The organism is Mesorhizobium sp. ISC11 (genome assembly GCF_037162595.1).
Classification (GTDB): domain Bacteria; phylum Pseudomonadota; class Alphaproteobacteria; order Rhizobiales; family Rhizobiaceae; genus Mesorhizobium; species Mesorhizobium ciceri.
The window spans coordinates 3,446,155-3,461,497 of the sequence record NZ_JAVSPW010000001.1 but is presented as its reverse complement, the minus strand read 5'-3'; the positions used below and the strand labels follow the sequence as shown (position 1 = coordinate 3,461,497).

General features: G+C 62.5%; 16 protein-coding genes. 10 read left to right on the top strand and 6 right to left on the bottom strand.

Annotation, left to right across the window (positions count from 1 at the left end; all coding sequences use genetic code 11):
• Nucleotides 1–110 precede the first annotated feature (110 nt).
• Entirely contained in the window at nt 111–749 is a 639-nt protein-coding gene (locus RPF88_RS17025; protein ID WP_013530355.1) for a DNA-3-methyladenine glycosylase I, read from the top strand.
• Between the two features lie 2 nt (nt 750–751).
• On the opposite strand, the gene RPF88_RS17020 is transcribed toward RPF88_RS17025, so the two are convergent.
• Entirely contained in the window at nt 752–1,003 is a 252-nt protein-coding gene (locus tag RPF88_RS17020; protein ID WP_024502332.1) for a hypothetical protein, read from the bottom strand.
• 247 nt (nt 1,004–1,250) lie between these two features.
• Between RPF88_RS17020 and hisS the strand changes: the two genes are divergently transcribed.
• The 5 genes from hisS to RPF88_RS16995 all read left to right on the top strand — a co-directional run bounded on the left by hisS (nt 1,251) and on the right by RPF88_RS16995 (nt 7,909).
• A complete protein-coding gene (hisS, locus tag RPF88_RS17015) occupies nt 1,251–2,753 on the top strand; it encodes a histidine--tRNA ligase (RefSeq protein WP_027160986.1) in 1,503 nt (500 codons plus the stop codon).
• A gap of 60 nt (nt 2,754–2,813) precedes the next feature.
• Nucleotides 2,814–3,935, top strand: a complete 1,122-nt coding sequence (locus RPF88_RS17010) for an ATP phosphoribosyltransferase regulatory subunit (RefSeq protein ID WP_063170131.1) — start codon at nt 2,814–2,816, stop codon at nt 3,933–3,935.
• Nucleotides 3,932–4,630: an ATP phosphoribosyltransferase gene (hisG, locus tag RPF88_RS17005; RefSeq protein ID WP_063170132.1), complete on the top strand. Its 699-nt coding sequence runs from the start codon at nt 3,932–3,934 to the stop codon at nt 4,628–4,630. Before RPF88_RS17010 ends, hisG begins: the two co-directional genes overlap by 4 nt.
• A 333-nt stretch (nt 4,631–4,963) precedes the next feature.
• A complete protein-coding gene (locus RPF88_RS17000) occupies nt 4,964–6,736 on the top strand; it encodes an AMP-binding protein (protein WP_024502336.1) in 1,773 nt (590 codons plus the stop codon).
• 69 nt (nt 6,737–6,805) lie between these two features.
• The gene (locus tag RPF88_RS16995) at nt 6,806–7,909 is read left to right on the top strand and encodes a calcium:proton antiporter (protein ID WP_013530361.1); all 1,104 of its coding nucleotides are present in this window, start codon (nt 6,806–6,808) and stop codon (nt 7,907–7,909) included.
• Between the two features lie 243 nt (nt 7,910–8,152).
• Here RPF88_RS16995 and RPF88_RS16990 read toward each other — a convergent pair whose 3' ends face one another.
• From RPF88_RS16990 to RPF88_RS16975, 4 genes are all read right to left on the bottom strand, one after another.
• On the bottom strand, nt 8,153–8,386 hold the full coding sequence (locus RPF88_RS16990; RefSeq protein WP_224621641.1) for a LysR substrate-binding domain-containing protein: 234 nt from the start codon (nt 8,384–8,386) through the stop codon (nt 8,153–8,155).
• A gap of 36 nt (nt 8,387–8,422) precedes the next feature.
• Nucleotides 8,423–8,590, bottom strand: a complete 168-nt coding sequence (locus RPF88_RS16985) for a helix-turn-helix domain-containing protein (protein ID WP_224621640.1) — start codon at nt 8,588–8,590, stop codon at nt 8,423–8,425.
• 180 nt (nt 8,591–8,770) lie between these two features.
• Nucleotides 8,771–9,445, bottom strand: coding sequence for a TetR/AcrR family transcriptional regulator (locus tag RPF88_RS16980; RefSeq protein ID WP_013530362.1), 675 nt, complete (start codon nt 9,443–9,445; stop codon nt 8,771–8,773).
• Nucleotides 9,446–9,559: 114 nt separating this feature from the next.
• Nucleotides 9,560–10,504, bottom strand: coding sequence for a nucleoside hydrolase (locus RPF88_RS16975; RefSeq protein WP_013530363.1), 945 nt, complete (start codon nt 10,502–10,504; stop codon nt 9,560–9,562).
• 101 nt (nt 10,505–10,605) lie between these two features.
• Here RPF88_RS16975 and RPF88_RS16970 point away from each other — a divergent pair, with 101 nt between their 5' ends.
• The 4 genes from RPF88_RS16970 to RPF88_RS16955 all read left to right on the top strand — a co-directional run bounded on the left by RPF88_RS16970 (nt 10,606) and on the right by RPF88_RS16955 (nt 14,452).
• Nucleotides 10,606–11,613, top strand: coding sequence for an isopenicillin N synthase family dioxygenase (locus tag RPF88_RS16970; RefSeq protein ID WP_013530364.1), 1,008 nt, complete (start codon nt 10,606–10,608; stop codon nt 11,611–11,613).
• Between the two features lie 93 nt (nt 11,614–11,706).
• On the top strand, nt 11,707–12,564 hold the full coding sequence (locus RPF88_RS16965; RefSeq protein ID WP_063170135.1) for an ABC transporter substrate-binding protein: 858 nt from the start codon (nt 11,707–11,709) through the stop codon (nt 12,562–12,564).
• Nucleotides 12,565–12,707: 143 nt separating this feature from the next.
• A complete protein-coding gene (locus RPF88_RS16960; protein ID WP_013530366.1) occupies nt 12,708–13,649 on the top strand; it encodes an amino acid ABC transporter permease in 942 nt (313 codons plus the stop codon).
• 50 nt (nt 13,650–13,699) lie between these two features.
• A complete protein-coding gene (locus RPF88_RS16955; protein WP_164745975.1) occupies nt 13,700–14,452 on the top strand; it encodes an amino acid ABC transporter ATP-binding protein in 753 nt (250 codons plus the stop codon).
• Nucleotides 14,453–14,538: 86 nt separating this feature from the next.
• Here the strand turns inward: RPF88_RS16955 and RPF88_RS16950 are convergent, their stop codons facing one another.
• Nucleotides 14,539–15,216, bottom strand: coding sequence for an MIP family channel protein (locus RPF88_RS16950; RefSeq protein ID WP_013530368.1), 678 nt, complete (start codon nt 15,214–15,216; stop codon nt 14,539–14,541).
• Nucleotides 15,217–15,343 lie beyond the last annotated feature (127 nt).

The following is a 15,343-nucleotide window of genomic DNA, read 5'->3' as shown; positions in this document are numbered from 1 at the left end:
AAATGCGGCTTTGTCAGTAAACCTTTTGGTGTGGTTACCGCCGGGTTCACGAATCTGGTAAAGCCGCAGTAAATGCCGCGCAAAGCGCGTTAACGAACGGATTTTGGCCTATGGACAAGGAACACACCGGCCTGCTCGCCGGCCCCGACGGTGTCGCGCGCTGCTTCTGGCACGGCAATCTGCCCGACTATCTGCACTATCACGATCATGAATGGGGCCGGCCTGTGGCCGACGACCGCAGGCTGTTCGAAAAGATCTGCCTGGAAGGCTTTCAGTCGGGCCTGTCGTGGCTGACCATACTGCGCAAGCGGGAGAATTTTCGCGAAGCCTTCGCCAATTTCGAATTCGACAAGGTAGCAAGCTTCACCGACAAGGATGTCGAGCGCCTGCTCGGCAATGCCGGCATCATCCGCCATCGCGGCAAGATCGTCTCGACCATCAACAACGCCAGGCGCGCCCGCGAAATGGTGGACGAATTCGGCTCACTGGCCGCCTGGTTCTGGAAGTTCGAACCCGGCAAGGACGAGCGGCCGCAAATCGTCGACCTCGCCCATCTGCGCGCGAACCCGACAACGGCCGTCTCGGTGCGGATCTCGAAGGAGCTGAAGAAGCGCGGCTGGAGCTTTGTCGGCCCGACCACGGTCTACGCCTTCATGCAGGCCATGGGCCTGGTCAACGACCACCTCGAGGGCTGCGCCTGCCGCCAAGAGGTCGAGAAGCAGCGGAAGGCTTTCAGGCGGCCGAAATAGGCTCAGGTGCCGTTGGCGCTGGCCAGCACCAGGCCGGCGACGATCGCCACCACCGTGGCCAGGGTCGGATAGATCACCAGCAGGCCGGTCATCAACGCGTCGCGCATGGATGGTCCCTTGCCGGTGTCGGCGGGTACTTCGAACGGTCCGGCAGCCTGGCTGACCATTTTCGGGACGTTGATGTCGGCCGGGCGCAAGCGTGCGGACAATCCGGCATCGCTGTCGATGGCATGGAATCTTGCTGTGCTGGTCATGGCCGCGAACCCCTCATTCCCGCGCTTTATCGGCGGCGATTGTGTCGGCACGATGCCGCACGCATGGCGGGATTGTTTCATTTGCGGTCCGGATTGGTTTCAAGGAGGTGCGGCGTCGCCTTCTCTCATCGGCAGCGCCAGAGGTCTGACCCTTGCCGCATCCGACCTCTTCGGTTAGGACACCCGCGTTGCGAAAATCGCAACATTGCCGACCTGCAAGCATCATAAAACGCCGAGCAAACACCCCATGGCCGATAAATCGGAAAAGACGAAAGCGCGACTGCCGCGCGGCTTTGCCGACCGCAGCGCCGAGGACATCCGCGCCGTCGAGAAGATGATGGCGACGATCCGCTCGGTCTATGAGCTTTACGGCTTCGAACCGGCAGACCAGCCGCTGATCGAATACACCGATGCGCTCGGAAAATTCCTCCCCGACCAGGACCGGCCGAACGAAGGCGTGTTCTCCTTCCAGGATGACGACGACCAGTGGCTGTCGCTGCGCTACGACCTGACCGCGCCGACGGCGCGTTATGTCGCCGAGAATTACGAGCGGCTGCCAAAACCTTACCGCAGCTATCGCTCAGGCTGGGTGTTCCGCAACGAGAAGCCCGGCCCCGGCCGCTTCCGCCAGTTCATGCAGTTCGATGCCGACACGATCGGCACGCCGGGTGTGGCCGCCGACGCCGAAATGGCCATGATGATGGCCGACGTCATGGAAGCGCTGGGCATCAAGCGCGGCGACTACGTCATCCGCGTCAACAACCGCAAGGTGCTGGATGGCGTGCTGGAGGCGATCGGCCTTGGCGGCGAGGAGAATGCCGGCCGCCGGCTGACGGTGCTGCGTGCGATCGACAAGCTCGACAAGCTCGGGCCGGAAGGCGTGAAGCTTTTGCTTGGCCCGGGCCGCTGGGACGGCGGCAAGGAGGGCGAAGGCGACTTCGCCAAGGGCGCCGGGTTGAACAACGGGCAAGCCGAGGCGGTTCTTCTCGCGACTGCGAGGACTATACAGGCCGGCCAGGATTCCATGGTCAGTTCGAACGCGATCTACCAGGAAGGCGTCGGCGAACTCGCCACGATTGAAGCGCTGGTCAGGGCGGCCGGATATGACGAAGACCGGATTGCCATGGACCGCTCGGTCGTGCGCGGCCTCGAATACTACACCGGCCCTGTCTTCGAAGCCGAGCTTCTGGCCGAAATCCCCAACGAAGACGGCCAGATCGTGCGCTTCGGTTCGGTCGGTGGCGGCGGGCGCTATGATGGCCTCGTCTCGCGCTTCCGTGGCGAGCCGGTGCCGGCAACCGGTTTTTCCATCGGCGTCTCCAGGCTGATGACCGCGCTGAAGAACCTCGGCAAGCTTGATGCCTCGGACGTGATTGCGCCGGTCGTCGTGCTGGTGATGGACAAGGACACCGACAGCCTCGGCCGCTACCAGAAGATGGTGGCGGAGCTGCGCGCCGCCGGCATCCGTTCCGAAATGTATCTCGGCGGCGCCGGCATGAAGGCGCAGCTCAAATATGCCGACCGTCGCGGCTGTCCGGTCGCCATCATCCAGGGCGGCGACGAGCGCGCCAAGGGCGAGCTGCAGATCAAGGACCTGATCGAAGGCGCGCGCATGTCGGCCGAAATATCAGACAACGCCGAATGGCGCGCGGCGCGCCCGGCACAGGTGACTGTGGCGGAGGGCGAGCTGGTCGTCGAGGTGAGGAAGATATTGGCGGCGCAGGCTGAGGAGAGGGCGCGTGGCAAGTAGAGGCCGCGTTGGCGCCTCTGGTTTGGGACCAGAGGGTCGTGCAGCACTGAGGTCAGCAAGTTGACCTCCCGCACCCCCGCCATCTCCACCGACATCACCAACCTCTTCGCCACGCGCAACACGCACGCCGTCGAGGTCGCCATATTGCAGCCGGCGGACCCGTTCCTCGACATGGCCGGCGAGGATTTGCGCCGCCGGATCTTCCTCACCGAAAGCGAAACGGGGCAGACGCTCTGCCTGCGGCCGGAATTCACCATTCCGGTCTGCCTCGACCACATAAGTTCGCAGGCCGGCACGCCGCGCCGTTATTCCTATCTGGGCGAGGTGTTTCGCCAGCGCCGCGAAGGCGGCAACGAGTTCTTCCAGGCCGGCATCGAGGATCTCGGCGACCGCGATACCGCGCAAGCGGATGCCCGCTCGGTGGCCGACGCGCATGCGCTGCTGTCGCTGGTGCTGCCTGGCCAGGCATTGGCGATCACGCTTGGCGACCAGACCATTTTCGAGGCGGTGCTGGCCGCCCTTGGCCTGCCGCGCGGCTGGCGCATGCGTCTTGCCCGCGCGTTCGGCTCGTCGCCGATGCTTGAGGCGGCACTCGCCGATCTTGCCAACCCGCCGCGCAACAGCCAGCTCTCGGGTCCGGTCGCCGCTCTGGTCCTCGACGGTGATCTGGACGGTCTTTCCGCCCATATCGCCAGCGGCATGGAAGAGGCCGGCCTGTCGGCGTCCGCCGGACGCGCGCCGTCCGACATTGCCCGGCGGCTGATCGAGAAAGCCGAATTGCGCAGCGTTCGGCTGTCGAGCGAGGCGTTTTCCGCGCTGAAGGATTTTCTGGCGATCGACGTTCCGCTAGATCGCGCGGCCCAGGCGCTGGAGACCTTCGCCGCCGACGCCGGTCTGTCACTCGATGTCGCGCTGGAAAAGTTCGCAGCCCGCGCCAAGGCGATCGAAGCGCATGGCTTGCCGGCCGATAAAATCCGCTACGACGCCGCGTTCGGCCGCCCGCTCGACTACTACACCGGCCTGGTTTTCGAAATCGCGGCCGACAATGGCGACCGGCCGTTGGTCGGCGGCGGCCGCTATGACCGGCTGCTGACCTTGCTTGGCGCCAAGACGCCGATCCCCGGCGTCGGCTTTTCGGTCTGGCTCGACCGCATCGAGGCATTGCGGGAGACGGCGCCATGATCACGCTGGCGATCCCGTCCAAAGGCCGCCTGAAAGAGCAGGCGCTGGACGTGCTGGCCAAAGCCGGGTTAGCCGTCAGCCTGCCCGGCGACGAGCGCAAATACCACGCCCGCGTCGAGGGCCTGGACGATGTCGAAGTGGTGTTCCTGTCGGCTTCCGAGATATCAGGCGAGATCGGCCAGGGTGCCGTCGATCTCGGCATCACCGGCGAGGACCTGGTGCGTGAAAACCTTGCCGACTGGGAGAGCCGCGCCGAAATCGTCGCCCGTCTCAGTTTTGGCCATGCCGATGTCGTGGTGGCCGTGCCGGACATCTGGCTCGATGTCGACACCATGGCCGACCTCGACGACGTCGCTGCCGATTTTCGCCAGCGCCATGGCCGGCGGCTGCGCATCGCCACCAAATACTGGCGGCTGACCCAGCAATTCTTCTCGCAGAAGCACGGCATCCAGGTTTATCGCATCGTCGAAAGCCTGGGGGCCACCGAAGGTGCGCCGGCGGCCGGACTGGCCGATGTCATCGTCGACATCACAACCACCGGCTCGACGCTGCGCGCCAATCATCTCAAGGTGCTGGGCGATGGCCTCGTCCTTCGCTCGCAGGCTTGTCTCGTGGCGTCCAGGAAGACACGGGCGGCGGCCGATGAAGCGGTCCTGCGCGACATCGCGGCGAAGATGGCGGCTGCGGTCGGATAGCGGCGGGCCTTCGCCCGCTGCCCCTCACGGCTCCGAACCCGGCTTGAAAACCCTGACGGCGGCCGTCCCGCGGTGTCGGTAGCCTTGCGCCGGGGCTTTCCTGTATAGGAATTATTTCCTTGACTGGTGAGAGCAGCTATGCTACATTTTTACCTATGGTGCTGATTTGCGCCAGTGACCCGCCGCCCAGGCGGGTTTTTGCGTTTGATGTTCATCAACCAACGAAGGCCCCGAAGCGTCGTGGGCCGGATCGTTGCCCTGCCACGACTATCGGCGGGATTTTCACCACCCCCTCAGGCTGATAGGCTCGGCCAATCCCGGGAGGAGAGAGCGATGCCGGTCAATCTCGACGAGCTGAAGAATGCCAGCAATCTGCGCGGACGCGGAGCGCGAGCGGGCGGTGTCTTCGTCGCACCCGTCGATGGTAGGGCGCATGTCTCTGGCGAACGCAGCGTGCCGCTGCTCGACAAGACCATCCCCGCGCTGTTTTCCGAGACGGTCAGCAAATATGGCACGCTCGACGCCGCCGTCTTCGTCGACCAGAACAAGCGCTTCACCTGGAGCGAACTTTCGGACACGGTGGATGCGCTGGCCGCCGGCTTCCTGGCACTGGGCCTGGCAAAGGGCGATCGCGTCGGCATCTGGTCGCCCAACCGCTGGGAATGGCTGGTGACGCAGTTCGCCACCGCCCGCATCGGCCTGATCCTGGTCAACATCAACCCGGCCTACCGGTTGACCGAGCTCGACTATGCGCTGAACAAGGTCGGCTGCAAGGCGCTGGTCACCGCTGCCAGGTTCAAGACGTCAGATTATCTCGGCATGATCGAGACGCTGGCACCCGAGATCGCCAAGGCCACGCCGGGCAAGCTCAAGGCACAAAAACTGCCGGCGTTGAAGATCGTCATCCGCATGGGTGACGAGAACTCGCCCGGCATGTTCAATTTCGGTGATGTGCTGGCCATGGCCGGGCGTGACGAGCATGACAGCCTCGACCGCATCTCTGAGAAGCTGAAGCCGGGCGAAGCCATCAACATCCAGTTCACCTCAGGCACCACGGGAGCCCCCAAGGGCGCGACGCTGACCCACGGCAACATCGTCAACAACGGCAATTTCGTCACTTCGGCGATCAAGCTGACCGCCGACGACCGGCTCTGCATACCAGTGCCGCTCTACCACTGCTTCGGCATGTCGATGGGCACGATGGGTTGCGTCTCGAAAGGCGCCACCATGGTTTTCCCGGGAGAAGGGTTCGACGCCGGCGCCACGCTGAAGGCGGTGGCTCAGGAACGCTGCACCGGGCTCTATGGCGTACCGACCATGTTCGTTGCTCTGCTGGATCATCCGGATTTTTCCGCCTTCGATCTCTCCAGCCTGCGCACCGGCATCATGGCCGGTTCGCCATGCCCGATCGAGGTGATGAAAAAGGTGGTGTCGCTGATGCATATGGAACAGGTGACCATCGCCTACGGCATGACCGAGACCAGCCCGGTGTCGTTCCAGAGCGGCGTCGACGACCCCCTGGAAAAGCGCGTCTCGACCGTCGGGCGCATCCACCCCCATGTCGAGGTCAAGGCGGTCGATGCCGATGGCGCTACAGTTGCGGTCGGCGTACCGGGTGAGCTTTGCACGCGCGGCTATTCGGTGATGAAGGGTTACTGGGACGACGACGACAAGACCCGCGAGGCGATCGACGCCGACGGCTGGATGCACACCGGCGACCTCGCCACCATCGACGCCGAGGGCTATTGCAACATCGTCGGCCGGGTCAAGGACATGGTCATCCGCGGCGGCGAGAACGTCTATCCCAGGGAGGTCGAGGAATTCCTCTACCGCCATCCAAAGGTCAAGGAGGTGCAGGTGTTCGGTATTCCCGACGCCAAATATGGCGAGGAGCTGTGCGCCTGGATCGTGCTCAAGCCCGGCCAGATCGCCACCGAGCAGGAGGTCAGAAACTTCTGCGCCGGCCAGATCGCCCATTACAAGATCCCCCGCCACATCCGCTTCCGCACCGAATTGCCGATGACGGTGACCGGCAAGCCGCAGAAGTTCCTGATGCGCGAGGCGATGGTGGAGGAACTGGGCTTGGTGACGCAGAAGACGGCGTGAACGGGTGAACGCTTCGATCTGTCGGTGCGCGAATGCAGCCACGGTTCGCAGCAGCGCGCAGGGGCTTGCATGAGCGGTTTCGGACGTTCGGTGACTTCATATGCGATGCCGCTGGCCGCCTTGGTGATGGCTGTCGCCGTCAGGGCAGGCGGGCTGTCGGCGGACGAAGGTTCGCTGGGCGTCAGGATACTCGTCGGAGCGCTTTCGAGTGCGATCATGTTCACCACCATTTTCGTGGTGCTCGACCACGCCGAGGCGGTGGCTCGGCGTGTAGGAGAGCCCTACGGCACATTGGTGCTGACTTTTGCCGTGACGGCAATCGAGGTGTCGATCATCGTTTCCATGATGCTGCATGGAGAGAACAACCCTACGCTTGCACGTGAGTCCGTCTTTTCAACGGTGATGATTGCATCTACCGGCGTCGTCGGCACGTGTCTTGCGCTTGGCGGCTGGCGCCATCGCAAGCAGGCAATTGTTCGACAAGGGACCAGCGCATATTTGGCGGTTCTGATCGCGCTGACCATCATGACGCTTATTCTGCCGACCTACACACAAGCTACGGGGCCGGGCACATTTTCGGCAGCTCAACTTGGCTTTGTGAGCGTGCTTTCGGTGCTGCTTTATGCAAGTTTTGTGTTCGCGCAGACTGTCCGCCACCGAGAAGACTTTGTCGAAGGGCAGGCCCACGGCGTTTCGCTGCGGACTGCTCCTCACGAAAGCGTCTTTGCCAGCGCTCTGTTGCTGATGGCCGGCCTGATCGGCATTGTCATGCTCGCCGAGCAGGTCGCGGCAAGCGTCGAAGATACGCTCGTTGCCTACCAGGTGACCCAGGCTGACAGTATTGTGGGGGCAATGATCGCCGGGCTGGTGTTGATGCCGGAGGCCATTTCGGCGGTTCGCGCTTCACTCAACAATGAGCTGCAACGCGGTTTGAATGTCGCGATGGGTTCCGCTTGCGCCACAATCGGTTTGACAATACCGGCGGTCGCAGCCGCCAGCCTGCTGACGGGCAGAGGGTTAACCCTGGGGCTTCCAGCGACTGACACAGTGCTTTTGATTTTAGCGCTCTTCATATGCAATGTGAGCTTTAGTACTGAAAGAACAACATTCTTGACGGGCGCTGTCCATATCGTGGTATTTCTTACATACATATTTCTTATATTTGTGCCATGAACTCTGGCTCAGGTTGGCGCTTGAGGGCTGGCTCGCGCTGCGGCTGGGCAATGGCCGACGTCGGCTGTAAACCCCGATTGGCATCCAACATCGGTGGGGCGTCCACGCCGCCATGGCGCTGCATCGTCGAAATGAGCAGATGGTCGAGGGCACAGAATTCGTCCAGGGTGATCGGTCCCTTGCCGCGCGGATGGCCGTGCCCCTGGGCGGTGACGAATTCCTCTTCGAACAGTTTCTGCCTGATCAGGCCACTCGAACGTCTTCCGCGGCTCCGATGAAGAGATCGATGTCGCCCTGCTCCAGGTGCTCGACGATCCTCGGCTTGTCGGGCACCGTAAAGGCGACCTTTGCGTTGGGAGCTTGGGATTTGAACCGCGGAATGAGGTCCGGAGCCAGGATCGCTGCCGGATTGTCCGTTGCGGCAATGCGATAGACACGTTTGCTTGTGGCGGGGTCGAACAGATGAGCAGTATTCACGAAATCGCTCAACCGAGCAGCCGGACGAGTTCGGGCTCAAGTGCCAGGGTCGTTCAGCAATTGACGCAGCCGCGTCAGGCGGGCCGACAAGGCCGATTGGGTAATGTTCAATCTCGACGCCGCATGGGTGACGTTCTGGTGCTTCAACAGCGCATCGAGTGTCAGCAGCAAGCCAACGTCGAAATCCGATAGCCGTTTTGTCAATGGGACCTCGAACCAGCAGGCGCTATTCAATCGGTAGCGCTCTCTAGCACGGTTCCGGAGATTGAAGGACAATGGCTTCGAAGTTTACTGCCGCCTATGGCGATTTTGCGACAGGTGCTGCTCCTCGCCACAACGCGGCCCGACCGTTCCAGATGGCACGACTGTTTCCAGCCAGAGGTCCTAACGACGATCGGCCCGCATCTCCGTCGACTTCGGCGCCGTGCCGGGTTCTTGAACGAGCGGTCCGAGCAGCACTTCTCCGAACAGTGGCTGGTAGCGGCGGCGCACGGCCGGGTCTTCCTTGAAGGACAGTGCGTACTGGCCGATCTGGTGGAAATAGGTGATGCGCGCCCGCACGATGCTCTCGTCTTCCGAATAGCCCATGGCGCGGAACGCCCGGATGAGCAGCGCGATGCGCAGATCGTCGATGTCCTTGACTTCCTGAGCGAGCTTTTTCGATGTCCGTGACCAATCGCGAACAGCCAAGTCAAGCAGCGGGCTGAAAGGGGCTTCATCCACCCAGACATGCACGATGTCGGTGAAGAACTGCAGGCCGTCTATGTCGTGGATCTCGCGCATCGCCCAGAACGGCGCGCAATTGCTGTTTCGCCATTCCTGCAAGAGGCCGCCGCGAAGGTCCGCCAGGCTGGCAAAATGGAAATAGAAGCTGCCCCGCGTGACCTTCAACTGCTGCGCCAGGCGGTCGATCTTGACCTCGCCGATGCCGCGCTTTTCCAGCACCTTGCGCGCCGCCGCAATCCAGGCCTCACGGCTGAGCGTCTGCCGCGCCGCTTTTGATCGCACCGCCGGTCGAGGCGGTCGTTTCGTTTTCGCCAGCACGCCTTTCCCGTTCATGAAATTCGAGACCTTCGTCGCCGCGCGCAACGCGCATGGCCGATTCGCCTATCGAACCGCCCCGTGACTGCTTCGCAATTCTCCGTGTCACCGTCTATCGCCGGATACGCATTTTCAGGGCAGTGCACTGATCCGCTCCAGCATCAGCGTGAAGAACGGCGCCGGATCGATCCGGCGCAGGACATTGCAGTTCTTGCGGCGGCCGGTGACGTGCCACCAGTCGACGACGGTCATGCCTATGGTTTCGGGCGAGACGATATCGACCGTCACGGCGCACTGGCGCTGCTCGTAGATCCCCGGGGCCAGAAGGTAACCGGTGACGCACGCATCGTGGATGGGACGCGCCGCCGTCGCGAATTTGTGGGTGCCGTATTGGCGATAGAAGTCGGCCATGTTGGCGGCCTCGATCGCCGCGCGACTGCCGGTGGCGCGCAGGGCGTCGAGCCATTCAGGCGTCATCAGGGCAGTGTAGGTGCAGTCGATGCCGGCCATCGTCACCGGGACGCCGCTGTCGAACACTTTGTGCGCGGCATGCGGATCGACAAAGATGTTGAACTCCGCGGCAGGCGTGGCATTGCCGCCTTGAAAAAAGCCCCCGCCCATCAGCACGACTTCGCGCAGCCGAGGGACGATTTTCGGTTCCATGGTCATGGCCATGGCCAGGTTGGTCATCGGCCCGAGCGTGCAGACGGTCAACGCGCCTTCCGGCGCATCCATGATCGTGCGCACCAGGTAATTGACTGCGTGCTCGCTCTGCAGCGGTGTGACGGGTTCGGGCAGATCGGCGCCGTCGAGGCCCGTTTCGCCGTGAACATACTCGGCCGTGATCAGCTTGCGCACCATCGGCGCCGGGCAGCCGGCATAGACCGGCACATCGGGTCGTCCGGCAAGTTCCACGACCTTGAGCGCATTCTTCGACGTTAGGGCAAGCGGCACGTTGCCGCCGACTGTCGTGATGCCGACTACCTCGAGTTCGGCTGGCGAGCCTAGCGCGAAAAGGATCGCGAACGCGTCATCCTGACCTGGGTCGGTGTCGATGATTATCTTGCGTGGTGCCATTGTGCCGCGTTTTTCCCGTTGCGCTCGAAAGCCTATTGCTGAGGCGATTTGGATGTGTAGAAATACAGTACTGTATCTTATGTTCAAGAGAAGGTGTTCGAATGGACGCACGCGGCGACTTTTCCGAAATTCCGATCATCGATGTGTCGGCGCTCTATGGCGATGACCAGGAAGCGATCGCCGCGACGGCGGCGACACTGCGCCGCCATCTCGAGACGATCGGCTTCCTCTATGTCGTCGGGCATCCGATCCCGCGTGCCGACGTCGAAGCGGTTCGCGAAGCCAGCAAGCGCTTCTTCGCTCTGCCCGAGGAGCAGAAACTGGCGCTGAAGATCGACAGGAATTTCCGCGGCTACCTGCCCTTTGCCGGCTCGACGATCGTGACGTCGTCGGTGGCGACAGTAAGCAAGCCGAACCAGAGCGAATCGATCTTCTTCATGCACGAGGTCGAGGCCGACGACCCCAGGACATTGGCCGACAAGCCGCTGCAGGGTCCCAACCAGTGGCCGGACGAGGCAACGCTTGCTGGCTTCAGGCCAACGATTGAACGCTATGTCGATGAGATGAGCACACTGGCCCGCAAAATGGTCGGCGCCATCGCTCTTTCGCTTGGACTTCCGACCGACAGTCTCGACCGTTATTTCGATCAGCCGACAACCTTCCTGCGGTTGCTGCACTACCCGACGCAGCCGCATGAGGAGGGGCTATTCGGTTCGGCCCCTCACACCGATTACGGCTTCATTACACTGCTGGCGCAGGACAATGTCGGCGGCCTGGAAGTCAAGAACAAGGCGGGCGAATGGGTTCCCGCGCCTCCGGTCCCGGACTCCTTCGTGATGAATGTCGGCGACATCCTGGCGCGCTGGTCGAACGACCAGTTCGTCTCGACGCCGCATCGCGTCATCAACCGGTCGGGGCGCGAGCGCTATTCCCAGCCCTTCTTCTTCGACCCGTCCATGGATGAAACGATCGAGGCGCTGCCGGTCTGCGTGCCGGCCGGTAGCCAGCCGAAATATGAGCCGGTGCTCTACGGCGACTATCTGATGGAGCGCATCGACAAGAACTACCATTACCGCAAGAAAAAGGCTGCGGAAGCAGCCGGTACATAGACGGATCAATGCTTGGCTGCGGCGATGAGGACGCGAGGCCCTGATTGGAGAGCAGACTGCAGGAAACGTTGTAATCAAAAAAGGGGAACGAAAATGAGAGCACATTTACAGATGGCAGGTTTGGCGCTGGCCGCACTTGCCATAGTCTGGAGCGGACCTTCAGGCGCCGCCAAGGTGACGAAATCGGCCGAGGTTCAGCAGACCGGCATGCTGACCGTCGCCAACACGCTGGACTATGCGCCTTTCGAGTATCTCGACGCCGACGGCAAACAGACCGGGATTATCATAGAACTGGCCGGTGAGGTGGCCAAGCTGGTCGGCGCCAAGCTGGACGTGGCGCGCACACCTTTCCCCTCGATGATACCGGGCCTGGCGGCCGGCCGTTTCAAGGTCGCTTGGGAGACTTTCTCCGCCACGCCGGAGCGGCTCAAGCAGGTCGATTTCGTCATGTTCCTGAAGGCCGGCCTGGCTGTTTCGACGTCGCCGGACAAGAAGGCGAGTTTCAGCGGCGACACCCCGCTCTGCGGCAAGCGGATCGGCGTTTCGGCAGGCAGCGCATCGGATTTCCTGGTCGACAAGCTGAGCACGGATTGCACCGGCAAGGGCCAGGCAGCCATCGAAAAATCGGTCTTCAACTCGTCGACGGATATCGTCCAGGCGGTGCTGTCCGACCGCGTCGACGCCCGCATGGACGATGCGACCGCCTCGAGCTATTTCGAGGTCACCAGCAAGGGCCAGCTCGTGGTGCTGCCGACCCTCTATGAAGTCGCGCCGCTCGGCATGGCGATCGCCAAGGACGACAAGGAGACCGCCGATATGATGGTGGGCGCACTCTCCGAGCTGTTCAAGAACGGCACCTACAAGGCTATTCTCGACAAATACGGCATGGGCGCCTACGCGATCAAGGAGCCCTATTTCGTCGGCAGCATGGAGGCGTTGCGCGCCGACTGACAAAGTTTTGTCCAGTCGGACGCACTTTGTTCTAAAACTTTGATCATGCTTTCCGAAATCATTTGGGGCTGATGCGATAGCGGTTGTCGGCGTCCGGTCTCGTGCCGGGCGCCGCTTCCGGATCAAGACCAGGAGAAGCAGCGATGGGCGCGGCCCACCCAAACGAGATACGCATCGAGCCGGGCGTCGCCGAGGCGGTTTCGCGCCTGACCGTCATGCCGCAGCGCCGCTACGGCATCTGGGTCGGCACGGCGCTGGCCCTGCTGGTGGCATTCCTGATCATCCGGGCCTTCGCCAGCAACCCTGCCTTTGCCTGGCCTACGGTGGTGAGTTACCTCCTGCATCCCTCTGTCATGCGCGGCCTTGGCAACACCTTGATGCTCACCGCGGTGATCATGATATTGGCGATCGTTGTCGGCACGGTCATCGCCATCATGCGCGTGTCGCCAAGCCCGGTGCTGCGTGCCTTCGCGGGTCTGTACGTCTGGTTTTTCCGTGGCGTACCGGCCCTGATACAGCTGATCTTCTGGTTCAACCTGTCGCTGCTGGTGCGCGAAGTCTCGTTGACCATCCCCTTTGTCGGCACGCTGTTTTCCGTGCGCACCAATGATTTCATGACTCCGTTCTTCTCTGCCGTCGTCGCCCTTTCCCTGTGCGAGGCGGGCTACATGGCCGAGATCATCCGGGCCGGCATCAAGTCGGTGCCGTCGGGCCAGGCTGAGGCGGCGAGCGCGCTTGGCATGCCGTACCGCATGATCCTGAAGCGCATCACGCTGCCGCAGGCGATGCGCTTCGTACTGCCGCCAACCGGCAATGAGGCCATTAACCTCCTGAAGATGACGTCGCTGGTGACATTCATCGCCGTCGACGACCTGTTCTATTCGGCGCAGAGCATCTATGCGCGCACCTTCGAGACGATCCCGCTTCTGATCGTGGTCGCCTTCTGGTATCTCGCGGTAGTCAGCATCATGTCGGTGGGACAGCATTTCCTCGAGCGACATTTCGGTCGCAGCGATACGCGCCGCGATGCCGTGACGATGCGCTTCCTGCGCAACATCATCAGCCTGCGTGGCATTTCCCGATGAGCGACGTGAAGGACGAAAATCGCGCCCGCTTCGGCGTCCCAGCCGACTCCATGGTTTTCGCGCGCGGCGTGCGCAAATCCTATGGTCCGCTCGAGGTTCTCAAGGGTGTCGATCTCGACGTACCCGTCGGATCGGTCGCCTGCATCATCGGCCCTTCGGGTTCCGGCAAGAGCACATTCCTGCGCTGCATCAACCATCTCGAGAAGCTCAGCGCCGGCATCCTGCTCGTCGACAGTCAGTTCGTCGGCTACGACCTTAGGGACGACAAGCTCTACGAGGTCAAGGACGACCTGCTTTGCCGGCGGCGCGCCGAGACCGGCATGCTGTTTCAGTCGTTCAACCTGTTCTCCCACATGACCGTGATGGAGAATTTGATTGAGGCGCCGACGCAGGTTCGGCGCATCCCCCCGGACGAGGCAAAGGCCGAAGCGGAGATTCTGCTTCGGCGCGTCGGTCTCCTGGACAAGGTCGACCGGTATCCGAGGGAACTGTCCGGCGGCCAGCAGCAGCGTGTCGCCATCGCGCGCGCGATGGCGATGAAGCCGAAAGTCCTGCTCTTCGATGAGCCGACATCGGCGCTCGACCCCGAACTCGTTGGCGAGGTGCTGCAGGTCATGCGCGATCTGGCCGAAAGCGGCATGACGATGGTCGTGGTCACCCACGAGGTAGGCTTCGCCCGCGAGATCGGCGATCAGCTGGTTTTCATGGATGGCGGTGTGATCATCGAACGCGGCGCTCCGCGCGAGATGATTGCCAATCCGGTATCGCCCCGAACCCGCGAGTTCCTGTCGCGGGTGCTTTGACGGCAAGAGAATCCACCCAAGAGAAGATCCACAAAAAAAGCGCGGGCCATGGCCCGCGCCTTCGCATATTCAGCCTTCCAAAGAGCTCAGTCCTTCTCGAAGATGCGCGCCTTGGCGACGACGCCGGCAATGGCGCCGCCGATCAACGGTGCCACGATGAACAGCCAGAGCTGGCCGATCGCCGCAGTTCCCGAAAACAGCGCCGGACCGATCGAGCGGGCCGGGTTGAGCGACGTGCCGGTCACCGGGATGATGGCGAAGTGCAGCCCTGCCAGCGTCAGGCCGATGACCAGTCCGGCGAACGCCGTCGAGTGCTTTTCGGCCGTGACGCCAAGGATCACGGTGACGAAGGTGAAGGTGCCGATCACTTCCCACAGGAAGGCCGAACTGACACCCCATTTCGTCACATCCCAGCCATTGGCGCCGAAGCCGGTGGTGTGTCCGCCAACCTGGCCGGAGACGATGATCCACAACGCCAGTGAAGCAAGGACGCCGCCGATGACCTGCGCGATCCAGTAGGGGATGACGTCCTTGGCCGGCAGGCGGCCGGCAAGGAAGACGCCGAGCGTCACCGCCGGGTTGAGATGCGCGCCCGAAATGGGGCCGATCGCATAGGCCGCGGCGATGAGGCCGATGCCGAACGCCAGACCGATCCCTTCCTGGCCAAGCGGCAGCGCGCCGCCGAAGCCGCCCGTCACCACAGAAGCCGTACCGATGAACACCAATAGAAATGTGCCTAGAACTTCCGCCAGATAAGTCTTCATTGCCCTCTCCTCGTGTCGATCCGCCGGTTCACCTTTTCGCGCCGCGAATCACAATCGGAAGAGTATTCGCAACCAGAAAAGTTGGAAAGCAGAGCGGTTGTGCCGGCCGACCTGCTTGTGCGCGCCG